At 66.2% G+C, this 21,962-nt stretch carries 19 protein-coding genes; 9 read left to right on the plus strand and 10 right to left on the minus strand.

All coding sequences use genetic code 11. From position 1 onward, the window contains the following. Nucleotides 1-497: 497 nt before the first annotated feature. Nucleotides 498-2,165: a recombinase family protein gene (locus AAHM41_RS27980; protein ID WP_342239895.1), complete on the plus strand. Its 1,668-nt coding sequence runs from the start codon at nucleotides 498-500 to the stop codon at nucleotides 2,163-2,165. A 1,388-nt stretch (nucleotides 2,166-3,553) separates the two neighbouring features. Further along, on the plus strand, nucleotides 3,554-4,642 hold the full coding sequence (locus AAHM41_RS27985) for an acyltransferase family protein (protein WP_342239896.1): 1,089 nt from the start codon (nucleotides 3,554-3,556) through the stop codon (nucleotides 4,640-4,642). 4 nt (nucleotides 4,643-4,646) lie between these two features. Here AAHM41_RS27985 and AAHM41_RS27990 read toward each other — a convergent pair whose 3' ends face one another. Further along, nucleotides 4,647-5,132 carry an acyltransferase gene (locus AAHM41_RS27990; RefSeq protein ID WP_342239897.1) on the minus strand — a complete coding sequence of 162 codons (486 nt, stop codon included), beginning with the start codon at nucleotides 5,130-5,132 and terminating at the stop codon, nucleotides 4,647-4,649. A gap of 491 nt (nucleotides 5,133-5,623) precedes the next feature. Here AAHM41_RS27990 and AAHM41_RS27995 point away from each other — a divergent pair, with 491 nt between their 5' ends. Continuing rightward, nucleotides 5,624-6,220 carry a class I SAM-dependent methyltransferase gene (locus AAHM41_RS27995; protein ID WP_342239914.1) on the plus strand — a complete coding sequence of 199 codons (597 nt, stop codon included), beginning with the start codon at nucleotides 5,624-5,626 and terminating at the stop codon, nucleotides 6,218-6,220. A 206-nt stretch (nucleotides 6,221-6,426) separates the two neighbouring features. Then, on the plus strand, nucleotides 6,427-7,710 hold the full coding sequence (locus AAHM41_RS28000; RefSeq protein ID WP_342239898.1) for a hypothetical protein: 1,284 nt from the start codon (nucleotides 6,427-6,429) through the stop codon (nucleotides 7,708-7,710). A gap of 19 nt (nucleotides 7,711-7,729) precedes the next feature. On the opposite strand, the gene AAHM41_RS28005 is transcribed toward AAHM41_RS28000, so the two are convergent. Then, a complete protein-coding gene (locus tag AAHM41_RS28005) occupies nucleotides 7,730-8,020 on the minus strand; it encodes a hypothetical protein (RefSeq protein WP_342239899.1) in 291 nt (96 codons plus the stop codon). A gap of 145 nt (nucleotides 8,021-8,165) precedes the next feature. On the opposite strand from AAHM41_RS28005, the gene AAHM41_RS28010 reads away from it, so the two are divergent. The 3 genes from AAHM41_RS28010 to AAHM41_RS28025 all read left to right on the plus strand — a co-directional run bounded on the left by AAHM41_RS28010 (nucleotide 8,166) and on the right by AAHM41_RS28025 (nucleotide 10,700). Further along, entirely contained in the window at nucleotides 8,166-8,942 is a 777-nt protein-coding gene (locus AAHM41_RS28010) for a GDSL-type esterase/lipase family protein (protein ID WP_342239900.1), read from the plus strand. Nucleotides 8,943-8,965: 23 nt separating this feature from the next. After that, the gene (locus AAHM41_RS28015; RefSeq protein WP_342239901.1) at nucleotides 8,966-9,406 is read left to right on the plus strand and encodes a hypothetical protein; all 441 of its coding nucleotides are present in this window, start codon (nucleotides 8,966-8,968) and stop codon (nucleotides 9,404-9,406) included. 1,120 nt (nucleotides 9,407-10,526) lie between these two features. Further along, on the plus strand, nucleotides 10,527-10,700 hold the full coding sequence (locus AAHM41_RS28025; protein ID WP_342239903.1) for a JAB domain-containing protein: 174 nt from the start codon (nucleotides 10,527-10,529) through the stop codon (nucleotides 10,698-10,700). 6 nt (nucleotides 10,701-10,706) lie between these two features. Here AAHM41_RS28025 and AAHM41_RS28030 read toward each other — a convergent pair whose 3' ends face one another. The 6 genes from AAHM41_RS28030 to AAHM41_RS28055 all read right to left on the minus strand — a co-directional run bounded on the left by AAHM41_RS28030 (nucleotide 10,707) and on the right by AAHM41_RS28055 (nucleotide 17,979). Beyond that, entirely contained in the window at nucleotides 10,707-11,297 is a 591-nt protein-coding gene (locus AAHM41_RS28030) for an urea carboxylase-associated family protein (RefSeq protein WP_342239904.1), read from the minus strand. A 19-nt stretch (nucleotides 11,298-11,316) separates the two neighbouring features. Further along, complete coding sequence (locus tag AAHM41_RS28035; RefSeq protein ID WP_342239905.1) at nucleotides 11,317-12,339, minus strand: aldo/keto reductase; 1,023 nt, start codon at nucleotides 12,337-12,339, stop codon at nucleotides 11,317-11,319. Between the two features lie 32 nt (nucleotides 12,340-12,371). After that, nucleotides 12,372-13,397 carry an amidohydrolase family protein gene (locus AAHM41_RS28040; protein WP_342239906.1) on the minus strand — a complete coding sequence of 342 codons (1,026 nt, stop codon included), beginning with the start codon at nucleotides 13,395-13,397 and terminating at the stop codon, nucleotides 12,372-12,374. Then, nucleotides 13,288-14,013 (minus strand): HAD family hydrolase, encoded by a 726-nt coding sequence (locus tag AAHM41_RS28045; RefSeq protein ID WP_342239907.1) that lies wholly within the window; start codon nucleotides 14,011-14,013, stop codon nucleotides 13,288-13,290. Before AAHM41_RS28045 ends, AAHM41_RS28040 begins: the two co-directional genes overlap by 110 nt. Then, nucleotides 14,010-15,542 carry an alkaline phosphatase family protein gene (locus AAHM41_RS28050; protein WP_342239908.1) on the minus strand — a complete coding sequence of 511 codons (1,533 nt, stop codon included), beginning with the start codon at nucleotides 15,540-15,542 and terminating at the stop codon, nucleotides 14,010-14,012. The genes AAHM41_RS28045 and AAHM41_RS28050 overlap by 4 nt, the downstream gene beginning before the upstream one ends. Before the next feature lie 88 nt (nucleotides 15,543-15,630). Beyond that, nucleotides 15,631-17,979: a heavy metal translocating P-type ATPase gene (locus AAHM41_RS28055; RefSeq protein WP_342239909.1), complete on the minus strand. Its 2,349-nt coding sequence runs from the start codon at nucleotides 17,977-17,979 to the stop codon at nucleotides 15,631-15,633. A gap of 79 nt (nucleotides 17,980-18,058) precedes the next feature. On the opposite strand from AAHM41_RS28055, the gene AAHM41_RS28060 reads away from it, so the two are divergent. Continuing rightward, entirely contained in the window at nucleotides 18,059-18,529 is a 471-nt protein-coding gene (locus AAHM41_RS28060) for a MerR family transcriptional regulator (RefSeq protein ID WP_342239910.1), read from the plus strand. A 263-nt stretch (nucleotides 18,530-18,792) separates the two neighbouring features. Here AAHM41_RS28060 and AAHM41_RS28065 read toward each other — a convergent pair whose 3' ends face one another. Then, entirely contained in the window at nucleotides 18,793-19,413 is a 621-nt protein-coding gene (locus tag AAHM41_RS28065; protein WP_342239911.1) for a hypothetical protein, read from the minus strand. Between the two features lie 173 nt (nucleotides 19,414-19,586). Between AAHM41_RS28065 and AAHM41_RS28070 the strand changes: the two genes are divergently transcribed. Continuing rightward, nucleotides 19,587-20,219, plus strand: coding sequence for a LysE family translocator (locus AAHM41_RS28070; protein WP_342239912.1), 633 nt, complete (start codon nucleotides 19,587-19,589; stop codon nucleotides 20,217-20,219). A gap of 403 nt (nucleotides 20,220-20,622) precedes the next feature. Here AAHM41_RS28070 and AAHM41_RS28075 read toward each other — a convergent pair whose 3' ends face one another. Further along, nucleotides 20,623-21,663, minus strand: a complete 1,041-nt coding sequence (locus AAHM41_RS28075; RefSeq protein ID WP_342239913.1) for a zinc-dependent alcohol dehydrogenase family protein — start codon at nucleotides 21,661-21,663, stop codon at nucleotides 20,623-20,625. Between the last annotated feature and the right edge of the window lie 299 nt (nucleotides 21,664-21,962).

Genomic DNA, 21,962 nt, shown 5'->3' on the forward strand with positions numbered 1-21,962 from the left:
TTAGGCCTATGAGGCTCGCGAGGAACCGGTCCGAGCGATCCTCCGATTTTCATGTCACGACCGTAACCCTGGAAGGCTGCAGCCCCCCGGAGCACGAACAGTTGCTGTGTACCGATCTTCGGGCGTAGCATGACAGCGCTTCTCAACACCGCGAGCAAATCCGGCTATGAGTGAAGGAGAATTCGCACGCACGGGAACAGCCCTCGCCCGTCGATTTTACTTGCACGTGAGCGCAGGCGGCCACCTACGGCCGCACGATTTGTCACTGCTGGTTCAGGCGCTTGAGAGCAAGGATCGAGAGATCACAAGCCTTCGAGCTCAATTGCAAGACGTCCGACGCGCTCTCGATGAGGCGTCACCGCTTGGACATCCACATCCCAAGTGATCAAAGGTCGCTAACATTTGCATAGACCGCCGACGTCATCCGTCGAAGGAGAGTCAAAGGGATAGGCCAGTTGAGGCCGACGCTGCGATGTCCAAGCCGGACGGAGGAAAAAATGTCGAGTGTCAAGACTGTACAGCTTTCTCGACAAAAGGCGGTCCAGTATCTCCGTATGTCAAGCGACCATCAGCGGTACTCGATCGAGCAGCAGACGGCGGCAATCGCAGAATTCTCAGGCAATCACGGATACGAGATCATCCGCACGTACGCGGATCCAGGAAAGAGCGGGCTGTCACTGAGAGGGCGCGTGGCGTTACAAAAACTCCTGTCGGACGCCCTGCAGCCCGGCCGGGATTTCGACATCATTCTTGTGCTCGACGTCAGCAGATGGGGTCGCTTTCAAGACTTGGATCAAGCAGCCCACTATGAGTTTGTTTGCAAACAAGCAGGAATTAAGATAATATACTGCGCCGAGCCATTTGCGGATGATAATTCCATTTCAGATTCGTTAATGAAGCATCTAAAAAGAATTATGGCTCGTGAGTATAGTCGAGAATTATCTGAAAAACTTTCCCGAGCTCATCACTACCATGCGCGCCTTGGGTTCTCACAAGGCGGGGTTGTACCTTACGGCTTTCGGCGACAGCTGGTGGATTATGACGGCAATCCACGATGCATTCTGCAAACAGGGGATCGAAAGGCCATCAGCGGTGATCGAGTGTTGTGGGTCCCCGGACCTCTTGATGAAATAGACGCTGTTCGTCGGATCTTCGGCTGGTACGTGAATAGCCGGCTGACTATCAAGGCGATTGCCAGGAAGCTTCGAGAACAAGGCGGCACAGAAACTGGTGACCGGCTGTGGAGTGCGAGCATGGTTCGCAAAATACTCACGAACGAAATTTATCTCGGTCGCTACGTATACAATCAAACTTCATCAAAACTCCAAAACTCAAAATCAATAAACCCAGAATCTCTCTGGATAAGAACCGAGATAGGCGCTCCCACAATTCATACCAAACTCTTTGTTCGGGCACAGACTAGAATATTGGAGAATGGCAAAAATAGACGATTGGCAGATGCGAAGATGCTATCTTTGCTCGATCGACTTCTGAGAAAAAATGGCTCACTCACGACAAAGTTAATCAGTGAATCGAAGATGGTTCCAGGTGTAACTACATTCCGAAGCCATTTCGGTACAATTGAAAAGGCATACGAAGCGATCGGGTATGTCTCGAAGAACCGATACAAGGATGCGAACGGAGAGCCATGGACTGATGATGCGCTGTTAGAGTGTCTTAGGATGCTGCATTCCCGGCAGGGCTTTCTCTCCGTTCGCACGATCGACGAGGCCTCAGATCTGCCGTCCTCGAGTATGTTCAGACGTCGGTTCGGATCGGTCGGGCGAGCGTGCGAATGCGCGGGGTTTCCTCAGAAATCCGTCAGCGAAATCAACATCGCCGCTCACGTGCGGCGCAGTGAACGCGAAGGCAAGCTACCAGGACACCGGCGGACAGGCGCCAACGCCTCAGCCACCTGGCGGCATGTCACCTCAGCCGAGATGATAGACGGTCTGCGGCGTTTGGTAGGCCAGCACGGATACCTCTCCGACAGGCTTATCGACGGGGCTTCCGACATTCCTTCCGCCAGTTCTGTGGCGCGGCGCTTCGGCGGTTCGCTCTTGGAAGCGTACAGGCTGGCGGGGTGGACCATGGATCGCCAGCAGATCGTGGTGGAACGAGAGCGACGGCGTTCGCAGAGGGCCCAAATGCGGCGATCTGCATAGGCGCAAGAGGAGCCGCTCAAGACCTCCTCAGTGCTGCAGCAGAGCGGCCGGGTGCTTCGCAAAGGTGGTGACTCCGTTGGCTGGCCGCATCGAAGTAGGCATTATGAATTGATTTGATTTTCCAGCATCTAGAGAAAGTACAAGAGGCGAGCTCTGTGCTTAGGAGCATGGCCGCCGACCTTCGTTTCTCGCTTCCGGAGTCAGCGGCGCTTCGATGATCCCGCATATCCTCCGCAGCCCATGCCGATCCCTTTAGGCGTTCAGCAGCTAGGCCAGGGCCTGGCTACCCACTCGACAACCGAGAACACCTCGAACCGGCCGCCGTTCGAGAGCCGGCCCTGCCACCTGGAATCGGGGCTCCGGTCGATGATCCCGTGGTTCTGGTTACGCTCGCCGCGCGCCTATCCAGCCAAATCAGTCTCCTAGATTGAGAAGGCCCGCCCATGACGGGGCCGGCTGAAGGATTGCCGCTGCCCCCCGCCGCAACACGCGTTAGGATTGGCGCGAGCGTCGAGGGGGAGCGGGGATGAGCGCGCTATCAAGAATCGCGGCAGCCGTGCTGCTGGTGGGGCTGACGGGTTGCTCAGGGGAGTGGGGCCCAGTTCCGCCGCCGAAATCTAAGCAGCCAAGCGTGCTGGACCGGGCCGCAGAGCCTTTGGTGAAGGACCTCGGCGGCACTGTGGGATCACAAGGGGGCATCGTATTTCAGGGCCCGCCGCTGAAATGAGGGGCCTGTGTGGAACCTCCCAGCAAATCCACCGGTAGAAGGTCACTCGACCCCCTTGGGGGTCTAGATTGTCCATCGTAGCCGCTAGGTCGCAGCGCACGGTCTCAGCCGCGCCGGGCAAATCGTCGAGGGCGCCGCCAACGATCCCAAGAGCGAACGCGCGTGGGCGTTCGAGCGACAGCCGCCGTACCGAGCACAGCTTGCCCGTAGGGGCGCGGTGGGCGTCGCCCATTAGGACGCCTACGCCGGCCGATAGACCGGCCCGATCAGGGTCATGAAGATTGTTCGCGGGCCGCTGTCGGGCGCGTTAGGATCGGCCATTGGTCCCCGGTTGAACGGGCTTGAAAATGCCCGCCGCCGGCGAGCGAAGGAGATGGTGTTCACCGGCGGGAGCGGCGAAGGTTGACGCAAACTACAGCGGCGAATTGCACATGATGCGGCTTGCCGAACACAGCCTGATAAGTCGCTGTACACTGACGGCTGCGAGCGTTCCGCTGTGCATGTGCCCGGCTTGGCTGGCCATCTTCTGGCTTGAGCCCGTCGAGACGTATCCCCCGGCGACGAGCTCCCCATCCCTCTTGTCCGAATCCTGTCTAGCGGGTTTGTTCGGGCCCCTTGTGCTATTTTTGGATGCGTTCCGGAACGCGAAGAAAGCGAAGCCATGATGGCCGGGCCGAAGCCGCACCGCCTCGCCTATATCGACTCGCTCCGCGGCGTCGCGGCCCTGCTGGTGATGCTGATGCACAACATCCAGCCGATCGCGACAGGTCCGGTCAGGACCTTGCTCTACGACATCGTCGACCCGGGCAAGGTCGGGGTCGTGGTGTTCTTCGCCATCAGCGGGTTCGTGATCCCGTTCAGCTTTCCGAAGGGGCCGGCGCCGCTCGCCCGCTTCGTGGTGTCGCGGCTCTTCCGGCTCTACCCGGCCTACTGGCTGTCCATGGCCGCCTGGATCGCAGTCGTCGCCATCATCGGCGGGGCGATGCCCTCGGTGATCAATGTGCTGGCAAACGTGACCATGGCCCAGACCCTGTTTGGCCAGACCAACCTCGTCGGCATCTACTGGACCCTGTTCATCGAGCTCGTCTTCTACACCCTCTGCGCGGTGGCCTTCGCACTGGGATTGCTGCATATCGGCCGCTTCACCTTCGGCGCCTGCCTGGTCTGGCTGCTGGTCGCGGTGCTGCTCGCCGTCGCCCGGTTCACGCTGGAGAGGAAGGTGCCGGTGGCCGTGCCGCTCTGCCTCTCGATCATGTTCTGGGGCACGCTCTGGCGCGAGGCGACGATCAACGGATCTGCGCTCGACCGACGCCATGCCACCTGGATATTGGTGCTGTTCGCGATCGCAATCCCGCCGATCAGCCTGCTCGCCTACAATTTCGACACGGGCCTCGAGGAGTACTGGGTGCGCTATGCGGTGTCGTACTACGTCGCCATCGGCTTATTCATGCTGCTGTCCACCCGGGTCCGGCTGACCGGTCGGGTGGCGGTCTGGTTCGGCCAGATCAGCTATTCGCTGTACCTCTTCCACGTGCACACCAAGCTGCTGGTGGACGAGGCCGTGGCCCGAGCCGGACTGGCGCTTCCGGCCGCGCTGCAGGTGGCCCTCTCCATCGCCGCCTCGGTCTGCGTCTCCTACGTCGTCTTCACGCTGGTCGAGCGCCCCGGCATCCGGATCGGCAAAGCCGTCGGCGGATTGATCGCGGCCCGCCGGTCGGAACAAGCCGGTGTGCCTGGCGCCGCCCAGTGAGCCCTTAAGATCGGCGCTTGTCGTCCTCGGGAGGCCTCGCCCGAACCAGCATCGGCTGGCCGGTGACAATGGATCGTGCCGGCACATCCTTGCTCACCACCGCGCCGGCACCGACCACGGACCCGGCGCCGATTGTGACGCCACCCAGAATGATGGCATCGGCGCCAATCCAGACGCCATTACCGATCGTGATCGGCTTGTGCACGTGCGGATATGGAAGCGGCGCCGAGAAATCCAGGCCGGCGGTCTCGATATAGACACCTTTTGATAGATGAACGTGGTCTCCGATCCGAATCGGCGATGCGGCCCCGATCGTGCAGCCAGGCCCGATAATGACGCCGCGGCCGAGTTGCACGCGCTCCGGATATTTGACCTCGGCGGACCAGTGGCAGAAGCAGTCGGGTGCGGCCGGAAAAAGAGCCGCAGCCTTGGCCGCACTGGCCAAACGTCCCGAGAGCCGGGCCGCGCGGACGGCGGCGAGGGTGACCATACGAACCGGGGCCGAGCGGAGGAGGAATCGCATAGAGTTGAGTATGAGGCATCCCGTCACGGCCCTCCAGCTTGCGGCAGCCAAAGAGCATGGAACGATCCGTTGACAGGGACGAAGCTCAAGGTCGGCGGCCTTCTGGTCGTGTTCCGCCTGCGCTGATCGTTCTAGCGCGCCAAAAACATGATTCGGCATCGTACGGTCGCTTTCCCGAAATCTCCGCTGAGATCTGGACCATGAGCCCATGCCCTAGGGCGTGACAGATCTGGACATCGCCCTTATGATCTCGACCTATAGTCAGAGGTATTGAGGGGGCTTTTTCAAATGACGTCCGCGACGGATCGCCAATGGCGGCGCGGGGCAGGAAGAACCCCTATTTCGGTATCGTCGGCATCGAAACGTCGGATTTCGAAACAAGGTGGCGGGCCAGGTTCTTCGAGACTGGCAAGGTCCACATGGACTAGGTCTTCGAGCATCTTGCCCGTTATGACGCGCTGCCTGCCGACCGGCAGAAGGCTCTGGACTTCCGTTGCGGCGCCGGCCGGCTGCTCCTGCAATTGACGGCCCGCTTCGACAGCCTGGTTGGCGTCGACGTTTCGCCTGACCAGTTGGCCCTGGCAAAGGAGAACGTCCGCGCCGACAGCCTCCGGCTCATCCGCTCCCTTGATGACCTATCGGGCGAGGCCGGCACATTCGATTTCGTGAACACCTTTGTCGTGCTGCAGCACATCCGGCCCCAGCAGGGGTATCTGATCATCGACAAACTGCTGAAGCTGCTCCGACCGGGCGGATCCTTCGCGCTACATTTCACGGTCGGCGACACACGTGAGAAGCGTCGGCGTGTGAACTGGTTCCGCTACCGGCTACCGCCGCTGCACTGGGCCTATAACCTCTCCTGGCGCCGGCCCTGGAACGAGCCGATCATGGAGATGAACAAGTACGACATGGCGACCGTCGGCGCGATCTTGATGCGCAACGGCGTCGGGCGCTTCGGCTGCTCCTTGATCAACCACACGGGCTATACCGGCATGCTCTGCGTCGGCCGCCGAGAACCCGGCATCAACATCCTGCCCCAGAACATGGAAGGATGATCTGAGCGGGAAATTTGGATGGCGTTATGGACATGCAACAACCCGCTGTATAGTGCGGGCGGCGAACTTGGCGGCGACCCCGCAACCGACCTCGCATCAATTCTCATTATGGCTCTGCTGGTCGCCGCTGTGGCGGCTATCATCGTCTACCGTCGAACGAGTCGCGGCAACAGGCGCGGCCGATAGCCTGCGCGCACAGGGGATCCATGCCGTTCAGCCTGATCAACCAGCGCAGCCTCACGCCGGTCAAGGTGCTGCTCGCCGCCTGCTCGGCCTGGTTCGCCATGTACTTCCTGGCTCCGATCGAGATCTCTCGGGCGCAGACCGACTATCCCTACTACCTTCTGGGCAGCTGCCTGATCGGCCTCCTGCTAGGCCTGATCGCCTTCGAGCCCAGGACCATAGCCCAGCCACCGGTGCCCCCGGCCGATCTGCGCCATACGCTGCGCCAGCTGTATCAGATCGCCTTCATCCTCGGCTCCATCGGCATCGCCCTGCGCGTTGCCGACTGGATCTTTCTGCGCGGCCTGTCGGTCGACACCGATTTCATCGAGAACCGCGAAAAGATCGAGAGCGCGGGCACCAATGCCTTCGCCATGGTGGCGACGCTGCTGATCCCGTTCGGGCTGGTTCCATACATGATCCACGCCGTCGCTAAGCGGTCCGGTGAGCGGGTCGGCCGGGCTTGGCAGGCAATCGGCCTCGCGATCCTGTGGCCCCTTCTCACGATCGTCATCGGCTCTCGTTCGAGCATGTTCATGTCCATCGGCATGCTCATCGTCGCGCGCCTGATCATCTTCCCACGCACATCGAGGACGGTGATCGCCTTCTGCACCTTTCTCGTCCTCGGCCTGATTTATGGTGGCGGCCTCATCTTCATCGAACGCTTGAGCCTGATCGGCCTCAACGTCGAGTCGGTCATCAAGGTATCGGCGTTCACACACTTAGTTCCGGTGACGCAGACCTACTTCTCAATCACGTCGCAGATGTCTGATTGGGGCCGAGACACCGTATTTATCATCACGACATTCATTCAGTATTTCACCCATGGGGTGCCTGAGTTCGCCTATCTGGTCGAGCACTCGACCACCCCGGAGCAGGGCGGAATCTACACCTTCAGCATCCTGGCGCGCCTGTGGGCCATCCTGTGGGGGAACAACTACGACGCCCTCGCGGCCCTGCACATGATGCCCCGCTTCGGCATCTACACCACCGCGTTCGGCCCCTTCTATGTCGACTTCGGCGCCTTCACTCCCGTCTTTTGCTTCGCCATCGGCGCCGTGGTGTCCTGGACGCGCCGCAAGGTGCTGCACGGCGATATCGCCGCCCTGCCGCTCTACATCTGCTTCATCATGCAAGTCGGCGCCGCCCCCGTCGTGAACGCTATCCAGAGCGCCTACGGGATCTTCTACGACATCGCCTTTGCCGGGTTCTGGGTCGCCATCGCCATCAGCCGGCCACGCAAGCGGGCGATGCCGGCTGAGGCGTGACACAGCAGGCCAGTAATCCCTATATCCTTCGGGGCGAAGCCGCCGAAGCCCTGGCGACATTCGCGCCGGGCGATGCGGTGGCGACCAGCCGGCGATCGGCGTTCGGCAACAACCGGGACAGCGACCCGGCCCTGTCGACCCGCTGCTCAAGCTGGCCGAGCCGACCTTCGTGGTCTGTCTGAAAGCTCTGCCGCGCTTGGCGGCCCTCCTTCGCTGCGGCTTTTTGCGCCTGGTCCCGCTGGCCCAGCAAGTCGAGGCGGGTGCTGAGCTGGCCGAGCGATGCGCTGTAGGCTTCCAGCTTGCCGTCCATCTTGGCCACCTGGGCGCCGACGGCATCGACCTTCGCGCCAAGGTCGACATCGGTCTTTTATCTCACGGCGGTGAGAAGTACGGACTAGCGTCCTGCCCGGCGATTGGGCAACATGGCGCACATCTTTCTATGACGGCCTTTGTCGATGGCCCGTTTCCACCTCTTGTTGACGGTCTTTCTCGCCGCCCTGCTCTGTGTCGTCGCGCTCGAAAGCGAGCTGCCCCAACGGGTCTCCGCCCGCCTTGGCCTGTGGCCGGAGATCATGCACCCCCAGCGCGATGTCGATGCGGTTGCCGCCGATCTCCAGCGGCTCTATCCGACGCAGCACGCCGACATCGTGATGCTCGGCGACAGCCTCACCGCCGAGGCCGACTGGCGTGAGCTGCTGCCCGGCCGTGACGTGGTCAACCGAGGCGTCGCCGGCCAGACTGCGGCCGAGATCCTGGCCCGGGTCGACGACGTGCGACGGCTGCGGCCGCGCGTCGTCATCGTCATGGCGGGCATCAACGACCTGACGATCGGCCAGAGCCCGGTTCAGGTCGCCGCGACATATGCCGCACTAGTTGACAGTCTCGCCGCCCCGGAGACGACCATCTTGGTGCAGCCGGTGATCCACGTTGCCCACGACCGCGGCGCCATGGGCCTGCCGCGGTTCTGGCGCAATCGGCGGAATGACAAGATCGCAGCGCTGAATGACAGAATCAGGGCTATGGCAGCCGAGAGACGATTGCGATTCCTGGACGTGAACGCGACGCTGGCGCCCACCGGAGAACTGTCCGACGAGATGACGATCGACGGCACCCACCTTCGCGCCAACGCCTATCTGCTCTGGGCCGAGGCCGTCGAGAGCGCCATACAGGGCATCCCGTCCGGCCAACGTGACGGCCGGACCACCACGCGGGTGAAGTCCGGCCGCACGTAAATCACAGTGTGTAGGCGTCTTTCATGGTGAATGCTACGACGCCGTTGCTGTTGATGACCCGCGTGCCGCCCGGCCGTTCGGTGGTGACGTTCAGCATCCTGGCGCGTTTGGCCGCAATCCTGTGGGGAGCCAACTACGATAGCACTACAGCACTGTACCTGATGCCACGATTTGGCATTTGCACCACCATGTTCGGACCTTTCTACCCCGATTTCGGGCCGTTCACTCCAGTCTTCTGTTGCGCCATCGGCGCGCTGGTCTCTTGGACGCGCCGCAAGGTTCTGCAGGGGGAGATCGCCGCCCTGCCCCTGTACATCTGCTTCATCATGCAGGTTGGAGCGGCAATCGTAGTAAACGCCATCCAGAGCGCCTACGGAGTCTTCTACGACATCGCGTTCGGTGCGTTCTGGATCGCCGTCGCCATCAGCCGGCCGCGCAAACGGGCGGTACCGGCCGGTGCCTGACAATCACGTCCCGTCGAACATGTTGGCGACCCGGGGCCGCGACGAACTCGGCGTCCTCATGCACGCCCGCCGGCGTCGGATGCCACATGTCGCCGTTGTTTTGGGTCTGCTTCACAGTGTCCGGATCGGTCGAGACCATACCTCGCTGCAGAACGCCTATCGGATCTTCTACAATCAGGCCGTCGGCGCCTTCTGGCTTGCGATATGGCTCGGCCAACTGCACAATCGGGCAGTGCGAGTTGAGACCGTGACTTGGTGAACGTGCGCTCGGATCAGCAGCACGCCGGCGAGCGTTCGTCCATATGTCGCCTCACGACCGCTATGCCGTGGGCGTCCTTCCACAACGCAACACCGAGTCTCATTCGCGGCAGCGTTGACACGCGATTGCGGACCAGATCGATTTGACGGCATGGGATGACCCGCCCAGCTCAGTGAGTTCGCGGCTATTTGGTCTTGGGCTAGGGTCCGTATTCCGGCGCGGATGGGGGCGCCGAGTATGCCCGCTCTAGAGGAGCTCGGAAGGCCTCCAAATGTCTGCAAGGGGGACAATCCGGTCTCTCTGGTCGATATGCCTAACTCACCGATAGGGTAGACGGCCGCGTACACGCTCCTCGACTACTTCAGCTCCTTGATCCTGTGCCCGGCCAGCGGGAGGTGGCGCGGGGAGCCTAGACCGCCCGCTCCGAAATTCTCGCCCGATCTACGATCTTGCACGACGGCGCTGGCCGGCATCTTTCATCTGCAGACGAGATGGACACTTACTGAGCAAGGATCGGTGAAGAGGAATGGATGTCGTGGATCACGATAAATTCCTTACTCCTGAGGAAGTGTCCGAGCGCTACCGCGGAGAGGTCACGGTAGGCACTCTGCGAAACTGGCGATCAATGCGGATTGGACCTTCATTCGTGAAGATTGGAAAGGCGGTGCTATATCCGGCCAAAGAACTTGACGCGTGGGATGAGCGAAATTTGGTGAAGTGCCGTGCGACACAATGTCTCAGGATGACGGAGCAGTACGAACCGTGATTATCGTTGGAAGCAGCGCTTTACAGATCCCAAGCACCGCTTCCAATCCGGGGTAGCTTGAAGATTTTATCGCATCGAATCAAGCGATTAATGAAATGGAAAGGCTGTTCCACAACCACCCCTCCGGCGACCCGACACCGTCGCGCGCCGACATCGAGATGACCAAGGCGGTGGCGCGGGCGCTGGAGACGGTCGGCGTCACCCTGCACGACCACGTCATCGTCGGCCGAAAGGGCCATTCCAGCTTCAGGAGCCTGGGGCTGCTCTGAGCCGTGTCAGTCCGCGAGGATCTCGAAGGCGAGTGGCCGCGGCGGCGCGCCGGCGTTGCAGGTCGAGGCCGGGCAGGAGGTCAGCGCGACGGCGAGATCCATCTCGGCCCGCAGAACGATCGCGTCGCCGGCGTGGGACCGGGGCGGCGCGAAGACCAGCCTGCCGTCGGCCGCGACCTCGACATTCATGAAGAAATTGAAGGCCGTCGGCAGGGGATCGGGATCGACTCCCAGGTCCCGCAGCGCGGCCAGCAGGTTGTCGTGGCAGTTCGGGTGATAGCCGGTCACACCGTACTGCATGCGGTACATCTCGAGGCTGCAGGGCGCGTAGAGGAAGTCGTGCCGGCCGACCTCGTCGGCGACGATGGTCAGCATCGGGTTGCTGCGGTCGGACCACAGCACGTCGCCGGTCGAGAGATAGATCTTGCCGCCGTAGTCGAAGCTGCGGCCGTTCGACAGGCGCTCGCTGCCGTCCGGGGCATAGGCGAGGAGATCGCCCGTCTGCCCGCCCTCGATATCGATGATCCGCAGCCGCTCCCCGCGTTTCAGCCGCAGCCCGGCACCGCCGGCCGCGGGAACGAGATGTCGCTCAACCATCCGCGCCTCCCAATCGGGCTCAAGCCGGCACCGGCGCATCCTCCCGCACCAGGCCTTCGCGCTTCAGCTCGGCCCAGAATTCGGTCGGGATCGGGGTCGCGATCAGGGCGTGGTTGCGCTCCACCTCCTCCGGCTTGACCGCGCCCGGGATCATCGAGGCGACCACCGGATGGGCCAGCGGGAACTGGATCGCCGCGGCCGGCAGGGGCACGCCGTGGCGGCGGCACACCGCCTCGATCCGGCTGACCCGCTCCAGGATCTCCGGCGGCGCCTCCTTGTAGTTGTAGCGGGCGCCGGGCACGGCGCCGGTGGCCAGGATGCCGGAATTGTACGGCCCGCCCAGCATGATGCCGATGTTGCGGCGCTGGCACAGCGGCAGGAAGTCGTCGAGCGCGGTCTGCTCCAGCAGGGTGTAGCGCCCGGCCAGGAGGAAGCAGTCGAAATCGCCGCCCTCGGCGAAGCGCATGCACGCCTCAACCTCGTTGACGCCGACGCCGATCGCCTTGACCACGCCCTCCTCGCGCAGCTTGAGCAGCGCCTTGGTGGCCCCGGCCAGCGCCTCCTGCAGCCGCTGCTCATAGGCTTCGCGCGAGCCATGGGTCCAGATGTCGACATCGTGGATCAAGAGGATGTCGACCGAGGAGATGCCGAGGCGCATCAGGCTCTGCTCGAAGGAGCGCATGGCGCCATCGTAGCTGTAGTCGAACACCGGGTTGAACTCGAGCCCGCCGGCCCAGGTGCCGCGGTCGACCCCGCCGCGCCCCGGCGGCACGAAATAGCGCCCGACCTTGGTCGACAGCACATAGCTGTCGCGCGGCCGCGGCCGCAGCGCCTGGCCGAAGCGGTGCTCGGACAGGCCGTGGCCGTAGAGCGGCGAGGTATCGACCAGGGTCACGCCCAGCTCCAGCGCCTTGGCCATGGTCTGGATCGCCTGCGCATCGGGCAGCCTCTGGTAGAGGTCGCCGAGCGGCGCCCCGCCGAAGCCGAGCTGGGTGACGGGAACGCCGCTCTTGCCGAGCGGACGGGTCGCGATCGGGTCCATGGGCAGGCGGTCCTCTCCAGGTCGTCTTGGGCTCAGCCGAGCCGGTAGAAGGCAATGGCGGTGTCGCGATAGAGCTGCCGCAGCTGCGCCTCCGACGAATCCGCGAGGATGGCGTCCAACGTGTCGACCCAGCGGCGATAGCTGGAGGCCAGCTCGCAGACGGGCCAGTCGCTGCCGAACATGGTGCGGTCGAAGCCGAAGCAGTCAATCGTATGACATATGTACGGCTCGATCTGGGCCCGGGTCCAGCCCCCATGATCGGCTTCGGTGACCACGCCCGACAGCTTGCACCAGACGTTCGGCAGCGCCGCCAGGGCCCGCATCTGGTCGCGCCAGGGCTGGTCGACCCCGTCCCGGATGCCGGGCTTGCCGATGTGGTCGAGGACGAAGCGGATCTCCGGGCAGCGGCGCACCAGCTCGATCGCGGCGTCGAACTGCGGATGGAAGATGCAGAGGTCGAAGGACAGGTCGTATTCGGACAGGAGTTGCACGCCTTCGACGAAGCCGGGCCGGATGCAGAAATCCACCGCCTCCCCCTGGATCAGCCGGCGGATGCCGCGCAGCTTCGGGGTGGCGGCGTGCAGCGCGTCGAGCTCGGTCCGCACCGCCTGGCCGTCCTCGATCGCCGCCGCGGCGACGAGGCCGCCGAGTCGGGGGTCGGCGAGGGCATCGACCCAGCGGGCCTCCTCCACCCGCTGCACCGGGGCGACATCGACCTCGACGAAGACATAGCGGTCGATCGCCACCCCGTCGCGCTGCCGGTCGTACACGTCCGGCATATGGCGCGACTTCAGGCTAGGGGCCTTATCCATCCACGGATAGGACAATATGGCTGGATCATAAATATGGACGTGGCTGTCCACGATCGGAAAACCGGGCACGTGAAACCTCCACCACAGCGACGTCTTATGTTTACAGGACTTTAATCTAAAAAGCCGCTGATGCCCATCAGGCCCTTTGCGTCCTGTCGAGAAGATCCTCCAGCCCGCCGATGTCCGGCAGACAGAGATCGGCGAGTCCGGCCAGGGTGGCCACGGTGCCGGTGCCGCTGAGCACACCGACGCAGAGGCCGGCCCCGGCGGCGCGGCCCATCGCCATGTCGTGCCGGTTGTCGCCGACCATCAGCACGGCGCCCGGCGGCAGGCCGGTGACGTCGCAGAAGCCGTAGACCATGCCGGGATTCGGCTTGTGGCCGTGGCCGCTGTCATAGCCGGCGATGAAATCGACCAGGTCGAGAAGATCGAACAGCGCCAGCGTGGCGCGGATCGCGGCCTCGCCGTCGCTGGAGGCGATGCCCAGCTTCAACCCGCGGCCGCGCAGCCGGCGGAACAGCCCGGCCGGGTCGGCCACGGTCGGCTGGATCACCGTCGCGGCCGCGCCCTGGAAGATGCGGTCCATCTCCGGCACCAGCAGATCGAGATCATAGGGGCTGCCTGCGGCGATCCAGGCAGCGGCGATCTCCGGCGTCGCCCCGGCGGCGAACAGGCTGTCGGCGCGGACGGCGCCGGTGTGCGGGTCGGCACCGCCGACCTCGAGCAGCTGCAGCGCCAACTCCGGGTCGCCGGCCGCCGCGAACATGGCGGCCTCGCGGTTCAGCGGCAGCCAAGTCGCGTGGTAGTCGATCAGCGTGCCGTCCTTGTCGAACAGGATGCCGCGGATATCGGCCGTGCTCATCGCGCCTCTTCCTCGAAATAGCCGCCTTCGAGCGTGATGTGGCTCAGCGTCCGGTCCTCGTGCCGCATGCGCCAGGAGAGGAGCTTCTGGGCATAGGCCAGCATCTCCCCGGCATAGGCCGGGTCGCCGCTGCGGTCCTCGAACTCGCCGGGGTCACGCTCCAGGTCGAAGAACAGCGGCGGCAAGGCGGTGCAATGCACATATTTGCGGCGGGCGTCGCGGATCACCTGGACGCCGCACTCGTCGGAGTGCAGCCGGGCCGCGCCGACGCGCTCGCGGACATTGCCGAAATCGTAGAACCAATGCGCCGCGTCGCGCCAATCCTGCGGCTGCTCGCCGGCGCAGAACGGCAGCAGCGAGCGGCCGTCGCAGTGCCGCGGCACGGGCAGGCCGAGCCAGCCGAGGATGGTCGGCAGGATGTCGACCGATTCGGTGAAGTCGTCGACCTGGCGGCCGCGCCCGGCATCCGCCTCCGGCCGCGGGTCGCGCAGGATCAGCGGGATATGGGCCGACTGGTCGAAATAGCCGAGCTTGCCGAACAGGTGGTGGTCGCCGAGCTGCTCGCCATGGTCGGAGGTGAAGACGATCAGCGTGTCGTCCCACTGGCCGCTCGCCCTCAGGAAGTCGAAGACCCGGCCGAGATGATGGTCGACCTCCGACGCCAGGCCGTAATAGGCGGCGCGGACCGCAGCGACGCCGGCGGCGTCGAGCGCCGAGGCCGGCCCTTCGGCATGGTTCAGGAACTTGTCGAGCCGCACCGCCCGGTGCAGCCCGGCCAAGAGCGGATGCTGCGCCGCCTCGGCCGCCGCGGACGGGCCGCGCAGCGGCACCGGCACCGAAGCCGGGTCATAGGCCAGGTGCCAGGGTGCCGGGGCGGCGAAGGGCGGGTGCGGGCAGATATAGGTCAGGTGCACGAACCAGGGCCGGCCCTGCAGCACCGCCAGGTGGCGCAGCACCTGGTCGGTCATGAACGCGGTCTCGCTGTCCTCGGCCCGGATCCGGGTCGGTCCGAAACCGCCCGGCGCCGCCTCGGCCGCGGGATCGGGGTCGTAGAGCAGATCCCGCCCCTCCCCCGGCGCCGGCACGTCGTAGCCCTTGGCGATCAGGTCGGCGATCCAGGCCCGGCTGGATTCGGACAGGCTCAACACCGGGGTGAAGCCCGGCGCCACGCCTTCATAGCTGTGGCGCGCCGGGTCGTCCGGCGTCCGGCCGCGCGGGTCGAGCGACGTGTCGGTATAGCCGAACAGCAGCGGGTCCCAGCCGCCGCGCCGCACCTCCAGCGCCAGGTTGCTATGGCGGGCGTCGAGCGGCGTGCCGTTGCGCACGCTGCGATGGGTGTGGGGGTAGAGGCCGGTCAGCAGCGAGGCGCGCGACGGGCCGCAGGGATAGGCCACGGTGTGGTGGCGCCGGAACAGCGTGCCCGCTTCGGCCAGCGCGTCCAGCGCCGGGGTGCGGATGCAGGGATGCCCCACCGCCGAAAGGGTGTCGCCGCGCCACTGGTCGGCGGTGATGAACAGGACGTTGGTCAAGCCCGAGGACTCCCGCATGCGCTTCCTGCTGATAGCGCAACGGCGGGCGGTGCGACATGGGAATGAACGCCCGGTGTGACGGGCGCCCTCACGCCGCCATCGCCTGCCCGCACTGGCTGCAGGTGCGGGCGGCGGCCTGGTTCGGCGCCCGGCACGCCCCGCAGGCGACGCTCGCGGGCTGTGACCCGCAGGCGCCATGGGCGCAGCAGTCGTCCGCCTCCTCGTGCCCGGCGCCGTGATCATGGGCGTGATCATGCCCATGCGCCGGGCCGGCCCCGGCCGTCGCCGGCCGCGCCACGGGCAGCAGGCGCAGCAGCCGGAGCGCGTTCAGCGTCACCAGCACGGTCGCGCCGGTGTCGGCCAGGATTGCCATCCACAGCGAGGTCGCGCCGAGCAGCGTGGTGGCCAGGAACAGCCCCTTGAGGCCGAGGGCCACGGCAATGTTCTGGTGGATGTTGACCAGGGTGGCACGGGACAGGCCGATCAGCTCGGCGACGCCGGTGACACGGTTGTTCAGCAGCGCCGCATCCGCCGTCTCCAGCGCCACGTCGGTGCCGCCGCCCATGGCGATGCCGACCGAGGCCGCGGCCAGCGCCGGCGCGTCGTTGATGCCGTCGCCGACCATCGCCACCGGTCCTTGGGTCTTCAGCCGGCCGATCGCCGCCAGCTTGTCGTCGGGCAGCAGCTCGGCCTCGACCGCGATGCCGAGCGTGCCGGCGACGGCCTCGGCGGTGCGGCGGTTGTCGCCGGTCAGCATCACCGGCCGCACCCCGGCCCGGCGCAGCGCCGCCACCGCGGCGGCAGCGTCCTCGCGCGGCTCGTCGCGCAACGCGATCAGCCCGCGCGGGCCGGCCTCGCCGAGCAGTACGACCACGGTCTTGCCCTCGGCCTCCAGCGCCGCGACCCGGTCGGCCAGCCCGGCCGGCAGCGGGCCGCGTTCGGCGGCGTAGCGCGGCGACCCGACCGCCAGCAGGGCGCCGCCGACCCGGCCCAGCACCGCCTGGCCGGCGATGGCCGAGGCCTCGGCGACGGCCGGCACGGCGACCTTGCGGGCGGAGGCGGCCTCCAGGATGGCGCGGGCCAGCGGGTGGCTGGAGCCGCTCTCGACCGCGGCGGCCTCGGCCAGCACCGCGGCCTCGCTGCCGCCGAGCGCGACGATGTCGGTGACCTGCGGCCGGCCGATTGTCAGCGTGCCGGTCTTGTCGAAGGCCACGGCCTTGACCTTGCCCAGCATCTCCAGCGCCGCCCCACCCTTCAGCAGCAGGCCGCGGCGGGTCCCGGCGGCGATGCCGGAGGCGATGGCCGCCGGGGTCGACAGCACCAGGGCGCAGGGGCAGGCGATCAGCAGCAGCGACAGGCCGCGATAGGTCCAGACCGACCAGTCGCCGCCGAACAGCAGTGGCGGCACCGCGATCACCAGCGCGGCGACCACCATGGCCGCCGGGGTGTACCAGGCGCTGAACCGGTCGATGAAGCGGGCGGTCGGCGCCTTGCTGGACTGCGCCGTCTCGACCATGTGGATGATGCGGGCGATGGTGTTGTCCGCCGCCGCCCGCGTCACTTTCAGGCGCAGCACGCCGCCGGCATTGATGCTGCCGGCATAGACCGCGTCGCCCGCCGCCTTGGCCACCGGCACGGATTCGCCGGTGATCGGCGCCTCGTCCAGCTCCGACGCGCCGTCGACGATGTCGCCGTCGGCCGGCACCCGGTCGCCGGGGCGGACCAGGACGATGTCGCCGATCGCCAGGTCGTCGACCGCGACGGTGGCCAGGATGCCATTCGCCTCGCGCCCCATTTCACGTTGGGTCGTGCGCGGCACCAGCGACACCAGCGCCTTGATGCCCTGGCGGGCGCAGCCGGCGGCCACGGTCTCCAGCAGCTCGCCCACGGCGAACAGGAACACCACCACCGCCGCCTCCGACGCCGCGCCGATGGCGATGGCGCCGATCGCGGCGACGGCCATCAGCGTCTCGATGCTGAAGGGCGAGCCGGAGCGGATCAGGGTCAAAGCGCGGCGGGCGACCGGCACCAGCCCGATCAGCGCCGCGGCGAGATAGGCCCATTCGGCCTCGGCCGGGACGATCAGCGAGGCAACGAAGGCCGCGGCCAGCAGCAGTCCGGTGAAGCCGACCAGCTGCGCCTTGCGCTCGCGCCACCAGGGCTTCGCGTCCTCCGGGGCCGGCGCGCGGGGCGCCGCGTTATCGATGGCAGTCGGGGTGAAGCCGAGGGCGCGGATCTTGTCCTCCACCGCCCGGCCGTTGGCGGCAGCGCCCGCCGCGCCGAAGGCCAACAGGCCGGTGGCGAAGCTGACCTCGACCCCGCTGACGCCCTCGATCCGGCCCAGCGCCGTCTGCAGCTTGCCGACGCAGCTCGGGCAATCCATGCCGTCGACGCGGTAGCGCAGGGTCCGGCCCTGCCCGTCATTCGCCGCTGCCATGCGACGCACTCCCTTGCCGAAACATCCGTCGCAGGGGAAGATGGGAGCTACAGCGACTAGAGCTTCAAGAGGAAAATTCATGTCCGCGCGCGGCGATGCGATGCCGATCGGCGAGCTGGCCCGCCGCACCGGCTGCAAGGTCCAGACCATCCGCTACTACGAGCAGATCGGGCTGATGCCAGAGGCGGCGCGAACCCTGGGCAACCAGCGGATCTACGGCCGGGCGCACAGCGACCGCCTCGCCTTCATCCGCCACAGCCGCGAGCTGGGCTTCCCGCTGGACGCCATCCGCCAGCTGCTGACCCTGGCCGACGACCCGGCCCAGCCCTGCGCCACCGCCGACCGGATCGCGCAGGAGCAGCTGGTGGCGGTGCAGGCCCGCATCGCCCGGCTGGAGGCGCTGAAGGTGGAGCTGGAGCGGATGGTGGAGCAGTGCCGCCACGGCACCATCGGCCATTGCCGGGTGATCGAGGTGCTGGCCGACCACAGCCACGGCCACTGCCTGCATCCCGACCACGGGACGGGTGAGGAGATCGAGACGGCGGCCTGAGGCCTGTGGCGGGCTTTCGGACATGATTTGCGCGGCCTCTGCTGCGGGTTCACCGGGGTCAGGTCCGGTGAGGGCGGGCCCCGGCCTCGACGCACTCCCCTCACCCGGAGGCGCAAGCGCCTCCGACCTCTCCCGTAAACGGGAGAGGCAAAAACCCGGATCTCGTAGGTTGGGTTTGCGGTAAGCGAACCCAACAGAGGTGCGGCGGCGAGATGTTGGGTTCGAAGGCGAACCCAACCTACGCGGCCGTGCCACGCCGGCCCTCAGCTGCTGTCCGGTTTCCACGGTTTCGGCATGCGCCGGCTGGTGTTGGACGCGTCCGATGGATGAGGCCAGTCGGGTTCGGGCCACGCGGCCGCGGCTTCACTAGAGTTTTTGGGCACGTGATCTTCGGGCAGGCAATCGGAGGTCTCGGCGGCGGCGGCGCCGTCCCAGTCCCGCGGCAGCAGGGCCGCGTCGAGGTCGCGGCGCTCCTCCCCCTCCTCGGCCGGTTCGAGCTCGGCCTCCGGGCGCTCGCTCTCGGTCAGGGACTCGCGCGGCTCCGGCGGGGGCTCGCCATCCTTGGGCCCGGCTGCCGGCGCGGCCTCGGCTGCCGCAACGTCGGACGCCGCGGCCTCCTCAGCCGGCGTGGGCTTCGCCTTGCCGTCCCTGCGATCCTGATAATTCTCGCGGACCCGCTGGCTCATCGCGATCGACAGCCGCACTGAGCGGGCCAGGCGCACCTGCGCCAGCGCGAAATCCGGCTTCGTCCGCGTGATCGGCGTCGCCATCTGCTCGGTCTCGGTCATCCGGGCCGAGCGGAGGCCGATCTCGACCAGCTCGCCCAGGGAGCCCAGCGCCCAGCGCGTCCAGGCCAGGTCCGGATCGACCGGCCCGTCATCCAATCCGCAATCCTGGGGCGTCATCTCCATGGAACATAGCATGAACAGACGCGACCGGTAATACTACCGCGATCATGTCCCATGCCGCGCGGGCCCCGTGTTCTCGCGGAACGGGGACAAGAATGAATTGGCTCCGGATCCGGGAATCCGACAGATTGACGGCCCAGGAGGACATCATGGACATCACCATCCCGCTGCTCAGCATCCTCGGCGCCATCGTGGTCGGCGCGGCCAGCCCGGGGCCCAGCTTCGTCTTCGTCACCCGCACCGCCATAGCCCTGTCGCGCCGCGACGGGCTGGCGGCGGCGCTGGGCATGGGCGTGGGCGGGGTGGTCTATGGCGGGCTCGGCCTGTTCGGACTGCAGGCGATCCTGGCCCAGGTCGAATGGCTGTACCTGATCCTGAAGGTGCTGGGCGGCCTGTACCTGCTGTGGCTCGCCGTCGCCCTGTGGCGCAGCGCGGCGCAGCCGATCGCGGTGCCGAAGACGGCGGAGGGCCGGCCGCGCAGCGTCCGCCGGTCCTTCACCCTGGCCGCCGTCACCCAGCTGAGCAACCCGAAGGCCGCGATCGTCTATGGCAGCATCTTTGCCGCCTTCCTGCCGCCGCAGGTGCCGGCCTGGACCTTCGCCGTGCTGCTGCCGGCGATCTTCGCCATCGAGGCCGGGTGGTACGCGATCGTCGCCCTGGTGTTCTCCGCCGACCGGCCCCGCGCCGTCTATCTGCGCTGGAAGCGCTGGTTCGACCGCGCCGCCGGCTCGGTCATGGGCGCGCTCGGCATCCGCCTGATCCTGGGCGCCGGACGGGTGTGAGGAGAGGATGAGCGGCCCCCACCCCTTCGCCATGGTACCGGGGGCGACGAGCATCCATCAGGTCATCTCATGACTGACAGCCATTTTTTGTTCACAGCCATCCTCGATGCAGATGCCATTACAACCGCCGTGCTCGTGAGCCACGCGGAGTACATCACGGGGACTCCCAGGGGCACCGGGTGGCAGTGTCAGAGCGTGGGCGAGAAGGCCCATTTCACCTTTGTGTCCGCTGAACGCCGAGACCGGTTCGTCTCGTTCGTATTGGGGGGTGGAGCACCTTCGAGCCGAGATCCGCCCGACCAAGGCGCCCTGAGGAAACGACGCTCGATCAGCATCCGATCGAGCGCGCATCGCGGCTTTTTTTTCTGCCCCGCCGACCCTTGTCCGTCCTTCTCGTCCCGGCTCAGAACCGCGTCACGACGCTGATGCCGGTGCCGTCGAAGCGGTCCATCTGGGTCAGGGCCAACGCCGCCTCGTCGAGGCTGATGCGGCTGCCGATCAGCTGCTGCGGAGCCAGGGTGCCGGCCGCGATCATGTCCAGCATCGCCTGGTAGCGGAACGCCTGCATGCCGTGGCTGCCGAGGATCTCCAGCTCATAGGCGATCACCCGGTCCATCGGCACCGGCGGGCGGGCATGGTCGTCCAGCATCAGCCCGACCTGGATGTGGCGACCGCGCCGGCGCAGGCAGCGGATCGAGTTCATGCAGGTGGCCGGGTGGCCGAGCGCGTCGACCGAGACATGGGCGCCGCCCCCAGTCAGGTCGCGGATCTCATGCACGACATTCGCCGAGCCGGCGGCGTTGACCGTCGCCGCCGCGCCGAGCTGGCGGGCGAGGTCGAGCTTCTGGTCGGTCAGGTCGACCGCCACGACATTGGCCCCGAGCGCCCGGGCGATCATGATCGCCGACAGCCCGACGCCGCCGCAGCCATGCACCGCGACCCAGTCGCCGCCGCGGACCCGGCCCTGGTCGACGATGGCGCGGAACGAGGTGGCGAAGCGGCAGCCCAGGCTGGCCGCCGTGGCCGAATCGATCTCGTCCGGCAGGGCGACCAGATTGGCGTCGGCGAAGTCGAGCGCGACGTATTCGGCGAAGGAGCCCCAGGCGGTGAAGCCGGGCTGGAACTGCCGCTCGCAGACCTGCTGGTTGCCGCTGGCGCATTCCGGGCAATGGCCGCAGCCGGCGACGAAGGGCACGGTGACCCGCTGGCCCTCGCGCCAGCGCCGGACCTGCGGCCCGACCGCGACGATGGTGCCGGCCAGCTCATGCCCCGGCACATGCGGCAGCACGATGTCGGCATCGTGCCCCATCCAGCCGTGCCAGTCGCTGCGGCACAGCCCGGTCGCCTCGACCTTGACCACCACGCCCTCCGCCGACGGCGACGGGTCGGGCACGGTCTGGATGGTCGGCGCCTGGCGGAACTGTTCGAAGACGACGGCTTTCATCGCGGCGGGACCTGTCGCTGTTGTCGGTAAGATCTTATCGGACCAGCAGGCCCTCGTCATCGCAAGGACCCCGGCCTCGAGCCTTGTGACATTCACATGTCGTCTTTTTTGAGTCCCCCCTCCCCTCGCGGGAGGGGGTAGGGGGTGGGGGTTCTCTCGGATCGAGCCGGCCCAGACTGTCGCAAACCGATATAGGCTGCGAGTTCGGTGCCCTGCCCATTCGCGCGCGGACGCGCGCACCCCCCTCCCCCAGCCCCCCCCCCCCCACCGGGGGGGGGGGGGTTAAAAAAAAAACAAAG

This window comes from Inquilinus sp. OTU3971, assembly GCF_038440215.1.

Excerpts from the sequence above, each read along its gene's own strand:
- AAHM41_RS28060 (WP_342239910.1), top strand. The coding sequence starts at position 18,059 with ATGTCCGCGCGCGGCGATGCGATGCCGATCGGCGAGCTGGCCCGCCGC.
- AAHM41_RS28045 (WP_342239907.1), bottom strand. The coding sequence starts at position 14,013 with ATGAGCACGGCCGATATCCGCGGCATCCTGTTCGACAAGGACGGCACG.
- AAHM41_RS27990 (WP_342239897.1), bottom strand. The coding sequence starts at position 5,132 with ATGGTCACCCTCGCCGCCGTCCGCGCGGCCCGGCTCTCGGGACGTTTG.
- AAHM41_RS28070 (WP_342239912.1), top strand. The coding sequence starts at position 19,587 with ATGGACATCACCATCCCGCTGCTCAGCATCCTCGGCGCCATCGTGGTC.
- AAHM41_RS28030 (WP_342239904.1), bottom strand. The coding sequence starts at position 11,297 with ATGGTTGAGCGACATCTCGTTCCCGCGGCCGGCGGTGCCGGGCTGCGG.
- AAHM41_RS28025 (WP_342239903.1), top strand. The coding sequence starts at position 10,527 with ATGGAAAGGCTGTTCCACAACCACCCCTCCGGCGACCCGACACCGTCG.
- AAHM41_RS28075 (WP_342239913.1), bottom strand. The coding sequence starts at position 21,663 with ATGAAAGCCGTCGTCTTCGAACAGTTCCGCCAGGCGCCGACCATCCAG.
- AAHM41_RS28000 (WP_342239898.1), top strand. The coding sequence starts at position 6,427 with ATGCCGTTCAGCCTGATCAACCAGCGCAGCCTCACGCCGGTCAAGGTG.
- AAHM41_RS28005 (WP_342239899.1), bottom strand. The coding sequence starts at position 8,020 with ATGGACGGCAAGCTGGAAGCCTACAGCGCATCGCTCGGCCAGCTCAGC.
- AAHM41_RS27980 (WP_342239895.1), top strand. The coding sequence starts at position 498 with ATGTCGAGTGTCAAGACTGTACAGCTTTCTCGACAAAAGGCGGTCCAG.
- AAHM41_RS28010 (WP_342239900.1), top strand. The coding sequence starts at position 8,166 with ATGGCCCGTTTCCACCTCTTGTTGACGGTCTTTCTCGCCGCCCTGCTC.
- AAHM41_RS27985 (WP_342239896.1), top strand. The coding sequence starts at position 3,554 with ATGATGGCCGGGCCGAAGCCGCACCGCCTCGCCTATATCGACTCGCTC.
- AAHM41_RS28035 (WP_342239905.1), bottom strand. The coding sequence starts at position 12,339 with ATGGACCCGATCGCGACCCGTCCGCTCGGCAAGAGCGGCGTTCCCGTC.
- AAHM41_RS28015 (WP_342239901.1), top strand. The coding sequence starts at position 8,966 with ATGGTGAATGCTACGACGCCGTTGCTGTTGATGACCCGCGTGCCGCCC.
- AAHM41_RS28055 (WP_342239909.1), bottom strand. The coding sequence starts at position 17,979 with ATGGCAGCGGCGAATGACGGGCAGGGCCGGACCCTGCGCTACCGCGTC.